The 14,922-nt window shown below is 74.2% G+C and carries 15 protein-coding genes; 8 read left to right on the top strand and 7 right to left on the bottom strand.

Translation table 11 applies throughout. From position 1 onward, the window contains the following. The first annotated feature begins 6 nt into the window (after positions 1 to 6). Complete coding sequence (locus Ae717Ps2_RS17275) at positions 7 to 810, top strand: crotonase/enoyl-CoA hydratase family protein (protein ID WP_075333609.1); 804 nt, start codon at positions 7 to 9, stop codon at positions 808 to 810. Between the two features lies 1 nt (position 811). Here Ae717Ps2_RS17275 and Ae717Ps2_RS17270 read toward each other — a convergent pair whose 3' ends face one another. From Ae717Ps2_RS17270 to Ae717Ps2_RS17250, 5 genes are all read right to left on the bottom strand, one after another. Continuing rightward, positions 812 to 2,071 carry an Nramp family divalent metal transporter gene (locus tag Ae717Ps2_RS17270; RefSeq protein ID WP_043279857.1) on the bottom strand — a complete coding sequence of 420 codons (1,260 nt, stop codon included), beginning with the start codon at positions 2,069 to 2,071 and terminating at the stop codon, positions 812 to 814. Positions 2,072 to 2,166: 95 nt separating this feature from the next. Then, positions 2,167 to 2,652, bottom strand: a complete 486-nt coding sequence (locus tag Ae717Ps2_RS17265; RefSeq protein WP_075333608.1) for a GNAT family N-acetyltransferase — start codon at positions 2,650 to 2,652, stop codon at positions 2,167 to 2,169. Positions 2,653 to 2,656: 4 nt separating this feature from the next. Next, a complete protein-coding gene (locus Ae717Ps2_RS17260; protein ID WP_075333607.1) occupies positions 2,657 to 3,283 on the bottom strand; it encodes a YigZ family protein in 627 nt (208 codons plus the stop codon). 312 nt (positions 3,284 to 3,595) lie between these two features. Next, complete coding sequence (locus Ae717Ps2_RS17255) at positions 3,596 to 3,904, bottom strand: hypothetical protein (protein ID WP_083695757.1); 309 nt, start codon at positions 3,902 to 3,904, stop codon at positions 3,596 to 3,598. 13 nt (positions 3,905 to 3,917) lie between these two features. Then, the gene (locus tag Ae717Ps2_RS17250) at positions 3,918 to 5,603 is read right to left on the bottom strand and encodes a sodium:solute symporter family protein (RefSeq protein WP_020625350.1); all 1,686 of its coding nucleotides are present in this window, start codon (positions 5,601 to 5,603) and stop codon (positions 3,918 to 3,920) included. Positions 5,604 to 5,917: 314 nt separating this feature from the next. On the opposite strand from Ae717Ps2_RS17250, the gene Ae717Ps2_RS17245 reads away from it, so the two are divergent. Both Ae717Ps2_RS17245 and galT read left to right on the top strand, forming a co-directional pair. After that, positions 5,918 to 6,709 carry a DeoR/GlpR family DNA-binding transcription regulator gene (locus Ae717Ps2_RS17245; RefSeq protein ID WP_060714509.1) on the top strand — a complete coding sequence of 264 codons (792 nt, stop codon included), beginning with the start codon at positions 5,918 to 5,920 and terminating at the stop codon, positions 6,707 to 6,709. Positions 6,710 to 6,723: 14 nt separating this feature from the next. Beyond that, positions 6,724 to 7,803 carry a galactose-1-phosphate uridylyltransferase gene (gene galT / locus Ae717Ps2_RS17240; RefSeq protein ID WP_075312049.1) on the top strand — a complete coding sequence of 360 codons (1,080 nt, stop codon included), beginning with the start codon at positions 6,724 to 6,726 and terminating at the stop codon, positions 7,801 to 7,803. A gap of 262 nt (positions 7,804 to 8,065) precedes the next feature. Here galT and Ae717Ps2_RS17235 read toward each other — a convergent pair whose 3' ends face one another. Continuing rightward, entirely contained in the window at positions 8,066 to 9,190 is a 1,125-nt protein-coding gene (locus Ae717Ps2_RS17235) for a C40 family peptidase (RefSeq protein WP_075307323.1), read from the bottom strand. Between the two features lie 628 nt (positions 9,191 to 9,818). Between Ae717Ps2_RS17235 and Ae717Ps2_RS17230 the strand changes: the two genes are divergently transcribed. After that, a complete protein-coding gene (locus tag Ae717Ps2_RS17230) occupies positions 9,819 to 11,165 on the top strand; it encodes a glycosyltransferase family 2 protein (protein WP_158071507.1) in 1,347 nt (448 codons plus the stop codon). A 110-nt stretch (positions 11,166 to 11,275) separates the two neighbouring features. Here the strand turns inward: Ae717Ps2_RS17230 and Ae717Ps2_RS17225 are convergent, their stop codons facing one another. Then, complete coding sequence (locus Ae717Ps2_RS17225; protein WP_233147599.1) at positions 11,276 to 12,466, bottom strand: glycosyltransferase family 4 protein; 1,191 nt, start codon at positions 12,464 to 12,466, stop codon at positions 11,276 to 11,278. A 210-nt stretch (positions 12,467 to 12,676) separates the two neighbouring features. Between Ae717Ps2_RS17225 and cobF the strand changes: the two genes are divergently transcribed. The 4 genes from cobF (at position 12,677) to Ae717Ps2_RS17205 (ending at position 14,883) form a co-directional block, all read left to right on the top strand. Continuing rightward, complete coding sequence (gene cobF, locus Ae717Ps2_RS17220) at positions 12,677 to 13,483, top strand: precorrin-6A synthase (deacetylating) (RefSeq protein ID WP_020625344.1); 807 nt, start codon at positions 12,677 to 12,679, stop codon at positions 13,481 to 13,483. A gap of 30 nt (positions 13,484 to 13,513) precedes the next feature. Continuing rightward, positions 13,514 to 14,005 carry an SRPBCC family protein gene (locus Ae717Ps2_RS17215; protein WP_020625343.1) on the top strand — a complete coding sequence of 164 codons (492 nt, stop codon included), beginning with the start codon at positions 13,514 to 13,516 and terminating at the stop codon, positions 14,003 to 14,005. 81 nt (positions 14,006 to 14,086) lie between these two features. Then, a complete protein-coding gene (locus tag Ae717Ps2_RS17210; protein ID WP_083907834.1) occupies positions 14,087 to 14,347 on the top strand; it encodes a helix-turn-helix transcriptional regulator in 261 nt (86 codons plus the stop codon). Positions 14,348 to 14,382: 35 nt separating this feature from the next. Next, positions 14,383 to 14,883, top strand: a complete 501-nt coding sequence (locus Ae717Ps2_RS17205; RefSeq protein ID WP_075307319.1) for a hypothetical protein — start codon at positions 14,383 to 14,385, stop codon at positions 14,881 to 14,883. The last annotated feature ends 39 nt before the right edge of the window (positions 14,884 to 14,922 follow it).

Genomic DNA, 14,922 nt, shown 5'->3' with positions numbered 1-14,922 from the left:
GGGCCCATGACAGAGCAGTCAGAACTGACTCCTTCCGGGACGGCCGCGTCCGACGAGGACGTGCTGGTCGAGCGGCGGGACGGCGTCCTGCTGATCACGATCAACCGCCCGCACGCCAAGAACGCCCTCAATGAGAGCGTCGCGCGGACCGTCGCCGCGGCCGTCGACGAGCTCGACGCCGACCCCGACCTGCGGGTCGGCGTGCTGACCGGGGCGGGCGGGGTCTTCTCGGCCGGGATGGACCTCAAGGCGTTCCTGCGCGGCGAGCGGCCGTCGGTGCCCGGGCGCGGCCTCTGCGGGATCACCCAGGCCCCGCCGGTCACCCCGATGATCGCCGCCGTCGAGGGCTGGGCCCTGGCCGGTGGGTTCGAGATCATGCTGGCCTGCGACCTCGTCGTCGCCGGGCGTGGCGCCCGCTTCGGGGTGCCGGAGGTCAAGCGGTCCCTGGTCGCCGCCGCGGGCGGGGCGCTGGAGCTGGCGAACCGGGTGCCCCGGGCGCTGGCGCTGGAGATGCTGCTGACCGGGGACCCGATCGACGCCGCGCGGGCCGAGGCCGCCGGCCTGGTCAACTCCGTTGTCGACGACGGCACCGCGCTCGAGGCGGCGCTGGCGCTGGCCGCGCGGATCGCGGTGAACGGGCCGCTCGGCGTCGCCGCGTCGAAGCGGATCGTGCGGGAGAGCCCGGACTGGGGCGCCGACCGCTGGGAGCGCCACGACGCGATCGTTCGCCCCGTGCTGACCTCGGAGGACGCCCGCGAGGGCGCCACCGCGTTCGCCGAGAAGCGCGACCCGGTCTGGTGCGGTCGCTGAGTCAGGCGACGAACGCCTCCCAGATCAGGAAGGCGTTCAGCCCCACCACGACCGCGGCGACGACGACCGCCGCGGCCGTGGTGACGCGGTGGTTGACCAGGTCGCCCATCACCTCGCGGCGCGCGGTCAGCCACACCAGCGGGACCAGCGCGAACGGGATCCCGAACGACAGCACGACCTGGGAGAGCACCAGCGCCTGCGTCGGGTCGATCCCGATGCCCAGCACGACCAGAGCGGGGGCGAGGGTCAGCAGCCTGCGCAGCAGCAGCGGGATCCGGCGGCGCAGGAACCCGGCCATGATGACCTGCCCGGCGTAGGTCCCGACGCCCGACGACGCGAACCCCGAGGCGAGCAGCGCGATCGCGAACCCGTACGCGGCGACGGCGTCGAGCTCGCTGCCCAGCCCGGCGAAGATGCCCTCCAGGGTGTCGGTGCCGGGCACGTCGGTGCCGGCGAACAGGGCGGCCGCGACGACCAGCATCGACAGGTTGACCAGCCCGGCCACGCCCATCCCGAGCGCGATGTCGGTGCGCCCGACCCGCAGCAGGAACCGGGTGTCCTCCGGGCCACGGGCGACCAGGCGGCCCTGGGTCAGTGCCGAGTGCAGGTAGATCACGTGCGGCATCACGGTCGCGCCGAGGATGCCGGTGGCCAGCACCAGCGACCCGACGCCGTCGAAGCCCGGGACCAGGCCCGCCGCGAGCGCGGGACCGTCCACGTCGGTGCGCGCCACGGTGGAGACCAGCCCGACCAGGATGATCGCGAGCAGGAAGACGATCGCCCGCTCGAACGGCCGGTGCCCGCGCGACTGCAGTCCCAGCAGCACGAACGCGATCACGCCGGTGATCACCCCGCCGGTGAACAGCGGGATCCCGAACAGCAGGTGCAGTGCGACGGCGCCGCCGATCACCTCGGCCAGGTCGGTCGCGATCGCGACGAGCTCGGCCTGGGCCCACATGAACCGGTTCCGCCACGGGGTGAGGTGCTCGCGGCACAGCTCGGGGAGGTTCTTGCCGGTCGCGAGCCCGAGCTTGGCCGAGAGCGACTGGATGAGCATCGCCATCAGGTTGGCGACGACGATCACCCAGACCAGCAGGTAGCCGTAGCCGGCGCCGGCGGAGAAGTTCGTCGCGAAGTTGCCCGGGTCGACGTAGGCGACGGCGGCGACGAACGCGGGCCCGAGGACGGCGAGCCTGCCGCGCCACCCGCGTCGGCGCAGCTGCTCCACGCTGACCGGTGCGGCCGTGTCCGTGCTCGTCATGTGCGCCCCCGTGAAGTGATGAGGTCTGGCGAAGACACAGTGTAGGCGCGACTAACTCTGCAGGTACAGAGGTGCAACGATGCAGACCGTGCGGGTCACAGGTAGCGGTGCATCACGTGCAGGCCGGTGGTCGTGCCGTCGGGCAGGGCGAACGCGTCGGGCACCGTGCCGACCGTGGCGAAGCCGAGCGAGTGCCACAGCGCGACCGCGCGGGTGTTGGTCGCGACGACGGCGTTGAACTGCATCGCGGCGTACCCGTCCGCGCGGGCGAGGGCCAGCACGTGCTCGCCGAGCGCGCGCCCGGTGCCGCGCCCGGCCTCGCCGGTGTCGACGGCGAAGCTCGCGGTCGCGACGTGCGAGCCCGGCCCCGGCTGGTTGGGCCCGGTCTTGGCGGTGCCCACGACCCTCCCGTCCCGGACCGCCACGACGACCCGTGCCGGCGGCGGGAGCATCCACATGCGGGTGATCCAGGCGTCGTCGGCGTCGGGCGGGACGGTGTAGGTCCGGCCGTCGGCGAAGATCGGGCGGAGCACGTCGAGGACGGCGGGGAGGTCGTCGGCGGTGGCGGCGCGGATGTGCACGCGCTCAGGGTAGGTAGAGGTCGCGCGGGCCGGCGTCGAGCGCCTCGACGTCGCCGCCGGTGTGCTCGGCGAGCCAGTCGGCGAAGGCACCGGTGTCGGTCTCGGCGACGGCCACGGTCAGTGTGACGTCCACGCCGTGCGTGACGTCGCACAGCCGGTACGGGGAGTGGTGCAGGTCGTGCTCCAGGCGCCCGGCGCGGTCGTGGCCGACGGCGAGCAGCAGCTCGCGGTGCCGGACCCGGCGCAGCTCGCCCACCGCGTCCAGGGTGGCGGTCAGGGCACCGGAGTAGGCGCGGACCAGCCCGCCCGCGCCGAGCTTCGTCCCGCCGAACCAGCGCGAGACGACGGCGACGACGTCGGTCAGCCCCCGGCGGGTGAGCACCTCCAGCATCGGCACGCCCGCGGTGCCCGACGGCTCGCCGTCGTCGCTGCTGCGGGCGGTGAGGTCCCCGGTGGCGGGGTCGCCGATGCGCAGCGCGGTGCAGTGGTGGGTGGCGTCCGGCCCGGCCCGGCGGACGCGGTCGATCACGGCCTGGGCCGCCGCGACGTCGGCGACGCGGGCGACGGTGCAGAGGAAGCGCGACCGCGCGATCTCGATCTCGTGCGCGCTGTCGCGGGCGATCACCCGCACGCCGCGACCGGCCTCACATCGTGACCGCGCTCGCGATCGGCGGCGCATCGGGATCGATTCAGTGCATCCTGGAAGGGTCCGGTGACGAGGCCGCCCGCCTCACCCGGCGGGCTCCCTCGTCCACAGCTGGCGGTTCTGCCGCCGACACCGAAGGGAATCCCATCCATGATCGACACACTCCGCGTCCTGCGTTCCGGCCTGACCCGCGTGGTGCGCCGGATCGACGACTACACCCTCGCGGCGTTCAACCCGGTCTACCCGAACCGCGCCGGCCGCGAGCGCTGAGGGCACTCCCGGCCGGCGTGGTCCGGGTCAGTCCTGCTCGTCGGCCGCCGGCGGGGCCAGCTTCAGCGGCCGCAGGTACACCCACAGCACGAACAGCACCCCGATCACCAGCATGCCGATGCCGGTGTCCAGGTTGAGGTTCGTACCGCCGGTCTTGGCCAGGTTCTCCGGGTCGTTCCCCGACACGATGCCCATGATCAGCAGCACGATGCCGTAGACCCCGAACAGCAGGGCGATCACCGACCGCAGGTCGAACAGGTTGGCCGCGGTCGTCGAGACCGGGGCGTCGGTCCCGGCGCGGTCGCCGGGGGTGTGGTCTGCACTCTTCGAGCTCATCGCAGGTCTCCGCTCAGCCGAACGCGATGTAGAGGACGACGGTCATCGCGAGCACCAGTGCACCGAGCACACCCGGGCTGCGGTACCAGCCCGCGTCGTCGCCGTCGGTGGAATGGGTGCGGGCCTCCTTGGGCGTGAGGCTCCAGGTCAGGCCGACCAGCTCGGCGTCCGGCTTCGGGGTGGTCACCAGCGAGACCCCCGCGGCCACGCCGACACCGACGACGAACGCCGCGATGGCGCCGACGAAGCTGCCCGCCTGGCTGGACATCGTCCAGACCTCGGTGCGCACCAGGATGTCGACGAGCACCGCCGCGGCGGTGCCGGAGAGCAGGCCGATCCAGGCCGACGGCCCGGTCATGCGCTTCCAGAACAGTCCCAGGATGAAGATCGCGAACAGCGGTGCGTTGAAGAAGCTGAACAGCGACTGGATGTAGTCCATCAGGTTCGCCGAGCCCGAGGCGATGAACGCGGTGCCGATCGCGAGCACGCAGCCGACGATCGTGACCAGCCGGCCGACGCCGAGGTAGTAGCGGTCGGCGCGGCCCGGGCGGACCCAGTCCTGCCAGATGTCGTAGGTGAACACCGTGTTGAACGAGCTGATGTTCGCCGCCATGCCCGCCATGAACGCGGCCAGCAGGCCGGCGATCGCGACGCCGAGGATCCCGTTGGGCAGGACCTCCTTCATCAGCAGCGACAGCGCGTTGTTGTAGGTGATGCCCTCGACGGCGTCGCCGCCGCCGGACTTCACCGCGGCGATCTGCGGGACCAGGATCCCGGCGATCATGCCCGGGGTCACGATGACCAGCACGACCAGCGCCTTCGGGAACGCACCGATGATCGGGGTGCGCCGGGCGGCCGACATCGACTTGGCCGACAGGGCGCGCTGGACCTCGGCGAAGTTCGTCGTCCAGTAGCCGAAGGACAGGACGAACCCGAGGCCGAACACGATGCCCAGCACGGACAGGAACGGGTTGGCGATCTCGGTGAGCGGGGTGCCGGGCCAGGCGTTGAGGTCCGCGCCGCCGCTCGGGCCCTCGGTGACCGCGCGGGTCAGGCCGTCCCAGCCGCCGACCCGGTTGAGTCCGGCGACGGTCAGCGGGATCAGCAGCGCGAGGATCACGAAGAACTGCAGGACCTCGGTGTAGATCGCGGCGGACAGCCCGCCGAGGGAGATGTAGCCCAGGACGACGACGGCCGCGACCGGGATCGCCAGGTACAGCGACCAGCCGAGCAGCGCCTCCAGGACCAGGCCCAGGGAGAACAGGTTGACCCCGGCGATCAGGATCGAGGCGACCGCGAAGATCACCGCCTGCACCCGCTGGGTGGTCTTGTTGAACCGCTTGAGCAGGAACTCCGGGACACTGCGGGCCTTGGAGCCGTAGTAGAACGGCATCATCACGATGCCCAGGAACACCATCGCCGGGATCGCGCCCAGCCAGTAGTAGTGCACCGTCGGGATGCCGAACTGGGCCCCGTTGGCGACCATGCCGATGAGCTCGATCGCGCCGAGGTTCGCCGAGATGAACGCCAGGCCGGTGATCCAGGCCGGCATCGACCGGCCGGACAGCAGGAAGTCGAGGCTGGAGGAGACCGAGCGACGTGCCGCGAAGCCGATGCCGAGCACCAGCACGAAGTAGAAGGCCACCAGCAGGTAGTCGACCAGGTTGGGGTTGAGGCGCAGGACCTCCTGGGCGGTCATGCCGTGCCCTCCCGGGACGTCCCCGGGGCCCGCCGGGCCGTCTCGTGATGCTCCATCTCGGATAGCTCCTCGCCGTCGAGTGCGTGTGCTGCCGGTCCGCCGGCCGGTGGTGCACGACGGCGCGTTGCGCGGACCAACGCACAAGCTAGACCGGACTCGATCAGAAGTGAACACTTTCGCTCGATTTCGAGACCGGTCGGTGACCTGGATGCCCCTCGGGTGGCCGATCGATACGCTCGGTCGACCCTTGCCGCACGTTCGGTTGTGTTGCATTCTGTGCGGGTGAAGCCCCGACGGTGTCCGGCCCGGACACGATGAGCCTGCTCGCCGAGCAGCGGCGCGAGGTGATCGTGGAGCAGGTCCGCACCCGCGGCGCGGTGCGGGTGTCCGAGCTCGCCGACCACCTCGGTGTGTCGGAGATGACCGTGCGCCGCGATCTCGACGTGCTGGCCCGGCGCCGCCTGGTGGACAAGGTGCACGGCGGCGCGACGGCCGTCGGCGAGCACACCACGTCCGAGCCCGGGTTCGCCGCCAAGTCGGTGTGCGAGCTGGAGGAGAAGGACGCCATCGCCGCCGCGGCCGCCGAGCTGGTGACCCCCGGTGCCGCGATCGGCCTGTCCGCGGGTACGACGACCTGGCGGCTCGCCCGGCTGCTCGCAGCCGTGCCGCGGCTGACGGTGGTGACCAACTCCGTCGCCGTCGCGGACGCGCTGCACACCGGCGGCGCCGACTCCCGCGGGACCACGGTGATCCTGACCGGAGGTGTGCGGACGCCGTCGGAGGCGCTGGTCGGCCCGGTCGCGATCGCCGCGCTGCGCTCGCTGAACCTGGAGACGGTGTTCCTCGGGGTGCACGGGATGAGCGCCGCGGCGGGCTTCTCCACCCCGAACCTCACCGAGCGCGACACCAACCGCGCCCTGATCGAGTCCGGTAGCAGGCTGGTGGTCGTCGCCGACCACACCAAGTGGGGCACCGTCGGGATCTCGACGATCGCCGAGCTGTCCGAGGCCGACGTGCTCGTGACCGACAGCGGTCTGGCCGACGCCGACCGTGCGGTCCTCGAGGGCGAGGTCGACCACGTGATCATTGCCCGGCCCGGAAGGTGACGTACGTGCAGAAGGTGCAGAAGCTGGCCACCCGGATGGCCGACGGCCGGGAGATCCTCTGGTTCGACGGCCCCGACCACGCTCCCCGGGACCCGGCCGACCTGGTCGACGCCCGCGACCTCCCGCGGGTGGTGCCCGCCTCGCAGCTGCGCTACGACGCGCTGGCCGGGGAGTGGGTGACGATCGCCGCGCACCGGCAGGACCGCACCTACAAGCCGCCGGCCGACCAGTGCCCGCTGTGCCCCAGCCGCGACGGTCGCCACACCGAGGTGCCGAGCCCGGAGTACGGCGTCGTCGCGTTCGAGAACCGCTTCCCGTCCTTCGGGTCCGCACCCGGCGCGCCGCTGCCCGAACCGGGCCCGGTGCCGCAGGCGGCGTCGGGGCGGTGCGAGGTCGTCTGCTTCACCGACGACCACGACACCCCGTTCTCCCGGCTCACCCCCGACCGGGCGCGCCTGGTCCTGGAAGCGTGGGCCGACCGGACCGCCGAGCTGGGTGCCCGGCCGGGGGTCCGCTACGTCTTCCCGTTCGAGAACCGGGGCGCCGAGATCGGCGTGACGCTGTCCCACCCGCACGGACAGATCTACGCCTACCCCTACGTCCCGCCGTTCCCGCAGCGGATGCTGGCCCACGTCGCCGCGCACCGCGAGGCCACGGGGGAGAACCTGTTCGACACGCAGCTGGCCGCCGAGCGGGCGGGGGAGCGCGTCGTCGTGGCCGGGGAGCACTGGACGGCGTTCGTGCCGCAGGCGGCGCGCTGGCCGGTCGAGGTGCACCTGTACCCGCACCGGCCCACCCCGGACCTGCCCGCCCTCGACGAGGCCCAGCGCGCCGAGTTCGCGACCCTCTACCTGGACGTGCTGCGCCGCCTCGACGCCCTCTACGACGACGAGCTCCCCTACGTCGCGGGCTGGAACCAGGCACCGGTGCTGGAGTCCGACGGCCGCTCCGACGCCCGGCTGCACCTGCGGCTGCACTCGATCCGCCGGGCCCCCGGGAAGATCAAGTACCTGGCCGGGTCCGAGTCCGGCGCGGGCGCGTTCATCTCCGACGTGCTGCCCGAGGCCGTCGCGGAGCGGCTCCGCTCGCTGTAACCGCAGCCCGGCCACGGGGAGCAACCCGCCGGTGCCGCCCGCGGTCCGCCGGTGATCCGCAGCCCGCGCGGTGATCCGTTGTTCGCGCGTGTTCAGACGCGCGCGTCCCGCGGATCACCGCGCGCCCGGCGGATCACCGCGCGGGCTGCGGGTCTGCCTGCGTGCGGGCTGTGGGTCGCGGCGCGGGGCGAACGGGTCCGGACGTGCGTCGAGGCCGCACCCCTCCCCAGGGGTGCGGCCTCGAAGGCAGGGTGCGGCGGGGTCAGACCCGGACGGCGTTGTGGAACGGCATCGAGTCGATGTCGGAGTACTTGACCGGCTCGCCGCTGGTGGAGGCGTGGAGCACCTTGCCGTTGCCGGCGTAGATGCCGACGTGGCTCACCGGCGAGTAGAAGAACACCAGGTCGCCGGGCTTGAGCTGGCTCTTGGAGACCGGGGTGCCGTCCATCTGCGACTGCGCGCTGGAGGTGCGCGGCAGGTCGATGCCGATCTGCTCGAACGCCCATACCATCAGGCCGGAGCAGTCGAACGCGCTCGGGCCGGTGGCGCCCCACTTGTAGGGCTTGCCGAGCTGCTGCTTGGCCTGCGCGAGCGCCTGGGCACCCTCGGCGGAGCCGCCGGTCAGGCCGCCGACGATGTCGCCGATCACGCCGCCACCGTCGCCGTCGTCGTCCCCGCCGTGCCGGGCCGACGCCGCGGCGGCCTTCGCCCGGGCCTCGGCCGCCTTCGCCGCGGCCTCCTTCTGGGCGACGGCGGCGATGCGGGCCGCGTCGGCCTTCTCGAAGGCCTGCGGGACCGACGCGGTGACGTGCTCGAACCCGCTGGTCAGGGTGGACGCGGCGTCGCTGGTGCCGGTGCCGCCGTGCTCGGAGCCCGCGGCCGGGATCGACAGCTTCATCGTGGCCTCGTTGGCCGCGCCGGTGAGGTCCATGTCCGCGGAGGTCTCGGGGGACTGCTCCGGCGAGCTGAGGGTCGACACGACGCCCATGACCGCGGTGGCGCCGACGAGCGTCGCCGACATGGTCGCGACGACGGCGCGCGGGTTGCGCCCGAGCGGCCCGGTGTCCGAGGTGCCGCGGAGCAGGCCGACCGCGGTCCGCGAGGTGACGCTGGCGGGGGTGTCCGGCGCGTCGCGGGTGATGACGGTGTCGCTGCCGGACACGGCGGGCAGACCGGTCGCGGGGGTGCCGATGCGCTCCAGGTCCGGGCCGGGGGCGTCGGCACGGCGGGCGCGACGGCCGCCGGTCGCGGGGGTGTCGAACCCGGCCTCGGAGTAGCGGGCGAGCAGCTCGGCGGCGGAGATGCCCGCGCCGGCGTCACGGTCCCGGCGACGCCGGGGGACGTCGCTCTCGGGTGTATGGAGTTCCGGGGTGAGTGCAGTGGTCATTCGGGGGTCCTCGCCGCCTCGAACCCGCCCCGGTCCTCGTGACCGGACACGGCTCCGCCCCGCTGCGTGCTGGGTGGGCGCCAGGGGGAGTGTCGGCCAGCGGGGAGCAGGCGACCGACCAGGCGCACCAGCCGACATCTCGTCGACCAGCCGAGAGGGACCGTAACCGATCCGTGACTCGGACACCGACGGGGCTCGCCGGGTGTGCGGCGAGCGGCCGGTCCGGCGCGATCCGCGCACCGGGGCCGCGCCCAACGGTGCAGACGGTGTGTTGTTCGGGTCGTACGGTCGTTCGGCTGCGCCGAACGGTGTGCGTACGCGGGTGTCGCAGTGCGCACGGTGACCGGGAGAGCCCCCGGACGGACCACCCTGTCCCGAACCCGGCGGTGCCGCCGGTGGCACCTCGTCGGCGTGACTGGGCCGGGAGGTCGTCCGGACCGCGGCGGACGGAGCAGCGCACGATGCGGGTCCCGTGCCTGGTGAGCGCGGGTGCCGGGTGCTCTGCGACGATCGGGGCGGGTGCCCGTCGCGACCGGCGGGGCGTGCACCGGTCGGGCCGACCACCGACACCGACCCACGATCCCGGGAGGCCGCAGCAGTGCCGGACCGAGCAGGCGACCCCGTCTGGGTGGGTGAGCTCGCCCACCACCGCGGCGTGCACGGCAGTGGCCACGGGGCCGGTGACCTCGTCGTCCCGCCGCGGTTCGGCTCGGCCCGGCTGCTGGTCACCGACGGCGGTGTCCCCGTCGGTCAGGCCGTCGTCCCGCTGCACGGGGGCCGGGCGCGCGCCGCGGACCTGGCCCGGGCCGCCGCGGCCGTCGCCGGGCGCGAACCACCGGCCGAGCCCGCGGTGTCGGCCGAGCCGCTGACCGTCGTCGTCGCGACGCGGGGGCGGCCGGAGAGCGTCCGTCGCTGCCTGGCCGCGGTGCTGGCCGGCGACCACCCCGACGTGACCGTGCTCGTCGTCGACAACGACCCGCCCGACGAGCGCACCCGCGAGGTCGTCCGCGACTGCGCGGACCCGCGGGTCCGCTACGTCTGCGAGCCGCGCCGCGGTGTGTCGGTCGGGCGCAACCGCGGCCTCGCCGAGGCCCGCACCGCGGTCGTCGCGTTCACCGACGACGACACCGAGCCCGACCCGCGGTGGGCGTCACGGATCGCCGGGTCCTTCGCCGAGGACCCCGAGCTCGTCGCGCTGAGCGGTCCCGTGCTCGCCGCGCGGCTGGAGACCCCGGAAGAGCGGGCCACCGACGTCGCGCTGGCCTGGAACAAGGGCTTCCTGCCCCGCCGGTTCCGGCTCGACGACCCACCCGCGGACTCCCCGGTGTTCCCGTTCTCCCCGGGCCTGTTCGGGATCGGCGCCAACCTGGCGGTGCGTGCCGAGCCGGTCCGCGCGCTCGGCGGGTTCGACGAGGCGCTCGGCCCGGGCAGGCCCACCCGGGGCGGCGAGGACATCGAGCTGCTGGTCCGGATCGTGCTCGACGGCGGCACCCTGGCCTACCTGCCGTCGGCGTGGGTGTGGCACCACCACCGGCCGTCGTCGGGGGAGCTGCGCGACCAGATGGGCGGCTACGCGCTCGGGCTGGGTGCGTTCCTGGGCAAGGTGGCGCTGGACCCGCGGGCTCGGCGGCTGGCGGTGCGCCGGTTCCCGGCGGCACTGGGGCGGCTGCGCGACATCGTGCGCCGCGAGTCCGCGGAGCCGAAGCCCGTCGCGCGGGCCCGCCACGAGCAGCACGCCCCCGCCGCTGTCGGTGGGCGCGGGCCGTCGCCGGAGCCGTTGGGTGCCCCGCTCGCGGACGAGGACCGCCCGGCGCCGCAGGACGTCGTCGCGCTGCCGAGGGGGGCGGGCGCTCGCAAGCTGCGCGGACTGGTCTCCGGTCCGGCGCTCTACCTGCAGGCCCGCCGGCAGGTGCAGACCGAGGGCGGGAGCACTCCGCCGCTGACCGGCCCGGCCCGGCCGCTGCGGCGGCGCTGACCGCGGTCCGGTCCGTCCCTGCTCCGAGCCGGCCGACCGGGACCTCCGCGAACGAGGCACCCCGCGGCGCACCGGGAGCCCGGTCCGGGCAGCCGGAGCCCGGGACCGGCTCAGCCCCGGCCCACCGGCTCGGGTGTGTCCAGCTCGGCGGCGGCCGGCGCGCCGGCGACCCCGACCGCACTGCGGTAGACGTCGCCGAGCCGGGCCGCCCACGGCGCGGCCGCGAACCGGTCGAGGAACCGCCGCCGGGCCCCGGCCCCGAGCCGGGCGCGCAGGTCGGCGTCGCGGGTGAGCCGCACCAGCTCGTCGGCGATCCGGGTGGCGTCGACCGGGGCCAGCAGGCCGGTCTCGCGGGTCACGATCTCCGGGATCCCGCCGACCCGGGTCGCGACGGCCGGGGTGCCGGTGCCGTGCCCGAGCAGCAGCATCCGGGGCATCGTGTCGTGCCGGGTGGTGTGCAGCTGCACGTCGGCCGCCCGGAGCAGCGCCACCGGGTCGGTGCTGCGGCGGAACGCCACCCGGCCGGACAGGGCCTCGTCGGCGGCGACCCGGGACTCCAGCCACGGCCGCAGCGGTCCGTCGCCGCCGAGCACCACGGTGAGCGGCTCGTCCGGCGCGATCCCGGCGACGGCGTCGAGCAGCATGTCCTGCCCCTGGCCCCGGCGCATCGGCGCGACCGAGACGGCGACGACCTCGTGGTCGGCCACGCCGAGCCCGCGCCGCAGGCGCTCCCGCTCCTCGGCCGTGCCCTCGCCCGGGTCGGCGGCGCCGTCCGGGATCACCGACAGGCCCTCGGTGGACCCGGCGGCGCGGCGGTACCAGTCGCGCTGCAGGGCCGACGTCGCGATCGTGCGGGTCATGAACCGCTTGCGCGCCAACGTCTTCGCGGTCCGCCGGAGCTGGTCGCCGCGGTCGGCGGGGTGCTCGTGGATGTGGTGCAGCGTGGACACCGCCGGCACCCGCAGGCGGGCCGCGGCGGCCGAGCCGACGACGTCGGGCCGGGCTCCGTGGGTGTGCACCAGGTCGACGCCGTGCTCCCGGAACGCGGCGAGCACCTTCAGCACGGCACGCGGGTCCCACGGTGCGACGTTCAGCTCGACCGGCGGCGCCCCGGCACGGGACAGGAGTTCGGCGACCTCGGAGTGCCCGGACGGGGCCAGCGCGACGACCACCACCCGGAACCCCGCGTCCGGGCCGGCGACGGCGAGGTCACCGAGCGCGGCCGCGACGCCGCCGTCGTCGAGGGACTCGACGAGGTGCCCGATCGTCAGGATCCTGCTGGTGCTCTCGCTGGTGGGCACGGTGACGTGGCCTCCCGGGGTGGCGCGTGGGGGTCGGTCGTCGGCGGTCGGCCGGTGACGCGGCCCGGCTCGCCGGCCACTCCGACACTACCGAGTGACGACGGGGCGAGACGGGGTCGCACGCTGCGCGCATCGGGCGACACCGGAGCGGAGGTGCCTGCCGATCGGGGGAGTGCCCGGGCGTGTCCGGGGTCCATTACGGTCATTCCGGTGCGCACGGTTCTCGTGATCGGGATCGGGGCCGGTGACCCCGACCACCTCACCCTCCAGGCAGTCCGCGCCCTGCAACGGGCCGACGTCGTCTTCGTCATCGACAAGGGGCTCGACGGCGGGGGGTCGCAGGACGACCTGCTGGCGCTGCGCACCGAGATCCTGCGCCGGCACCGCCCGGACGGCGGCTACCGGCTGGTCACCGCGCCCGAGGTGGGCCGGGACCGCGGCACCGAGGTCGAGCGCGACGACGAGCGGTACCGCGAGGTCGTCGTCGACTGGCAGGACCGGCGGGCTCGTCTCTACCGCGAGATGCTCGACGCCGAGCTGGCCGACGGCGAGACCGGCGCGTTCCTGGTGTGGGGCGACCCCTCCCTCTACGACGGGACGCTGCGCCTGCTCGACCGGGTCCTGGACGGCGCGGGGGAGCAGTGGGCGGTCGAGTCGGTCGCCGGGATCTCCAGCGTCGCCGCGCTCGCCGCCGCCCACCGGCTGATCCTCAACCGGGTCGGCCGCCCCGTCCTGATCACCACCGGGCGCCGGATCGCCGAGGGGATGCCCGACGACGTCGACGACGTCGTCGTGATGCTCGACGGCCGTACCGCCTTCGCCACGCTGCCGGCCGAGCAGCATCGTGAGCTGCACATCTACTGGGGTGCCTACCTGGGGACAGCGGACGAGCTGCTCGTCGCCGGGCCGCTCGACGAGGTCGCCGACGAGATCCTGAAGGTCCGCGCCGAGGCCCGGGAGCGCAAGGGGTGGATCATGGACACCTACCTGCTGCGCCGGGGTGCCGACGAGCGCTGACCCGCCGCGGGCCGACGACGAGGAGGTCGCATGCGCTACGCCGACGGACCCACCACCGAGGCCACCGCCCGGGTCGCCGCACCGCCACGGGCGGTGTGGGCGCTGGTCACCGACCCGCAGTTCCTGGTGGAGGTGTCCACCGAGATGCAGCGCGCCGAGTGGGTCGACGGCGACCGCCCCGGGCCCGGCGCCCGGCTGCGCGGCGAGCACCACCACGAGGCCCGCGGCGCGTGGAGCACCGTGTCCACGGTGACCGCCTGGGAACCCGGGCGGGTGTTCGAGTGGACCGTCGAGGCCGGTGCCGAGTGCGGCGAGACCGCCGTCTGGCGCTTCGAGCTCACCCCCGACGGCGACGGCACCGTGCTGCGCCAGTGGGCCCGGATGGGCCCCGGGCCGTCCGGGCTCACCGCGGCGATCGAGCGGTGGCCGGACAAGGAGGAGCGGATCGTCGAGGGCCGGCTGCGTGAGTGGCGGGCCGGGATGGAGCGCAACCTCGACGCCGTCCGCGAGCGCCTCGGCTAGATCGAGGTCGCGCCGGACCGGGTGCCGGATCGATGTCCGGCTTACTTGACATGAAGTCGAGTAGCCTTGACAATCGTCGATGTGGGACGGACATCGGCGAGGGGACGGCGCAACGCCGTCCGCGCGGCCCGGACGGCGGCCGGCATGACGCAGGCCGAGCTGGCCGAACAGGTCGGCGTGACCCGGCAGACGGTCGTGGCCGTCGAGGCCGGCGACTACGCACCGTCGGTCTACCTGGCCCTGGCCATCGCACGGTCGCTCGACGGCACCGTCGAGGGGCTGTTCGGGTCCGAGGCAGAGGCCGGCCGGACCGCAGGGAACGCGACCGGGACATCGGAGTGAGGCCGCGCCGAGGCGCGGCGGGGGGAGGACGTGTGATGGGTGACGAGATGAAGCGCGACAGCTGGTTCGTGCGGGCGGCCGCCGCGGTCGGCGACCTGGGCAATCCGTTCTACCGGGAGGAGCGCCGCCGGGACGTCTGGAACGAGGCGTCGGCCGTGGGGTTCCAGCTGATGCTGTGGCTCGGGCTGGCGGCCGCGGGGGCGATGATCTGGATCGGTGGACCGCCGGCGCTGCCCTACGTCCTGGTCGTGATCGGCGTCGTCGGTGTGCCGTCGCTGGTCAGCAGCATCTACGCCGCGAGGCTCGGGGTCCGCGCCACGGAGGGCGCGCGGATGTCCTGGTGGCGCATGGCCCCGGTCCTGGTCCTGCTCCTCGTCATGGCTGCCGGGCTGCTGGTGCGCGGGAGCAGCGACGGGGTCAGCGCCTCGACGCTCTGGGGGGTCGTGGCGGGCGGCGTGGCCGTCGTCGGGCTGATGAGCTGGACGGAGATCCGGGCGCGCCGTCGCGAGTCCACCGCCGACGACGTCGCGGCCTGACGGGCTGATCGACGCGCGGGTGGCGCGGCGCTGTGGTCG

This window comes from Pseudonocardia sp. Ae717_Ps2 (genome assembly GCF_001932475.1).
In the GTDB taxonomy this organism is placed as follows: domain Bacteria; phylum Actinomycetota; class Actinomycetes; order Mycobacteriales; family Pseudonocardiaceae; genus Pseudonocardia.
This window is presented reverse-complemented; position numbering and strand designations above follow the sequence as displayed.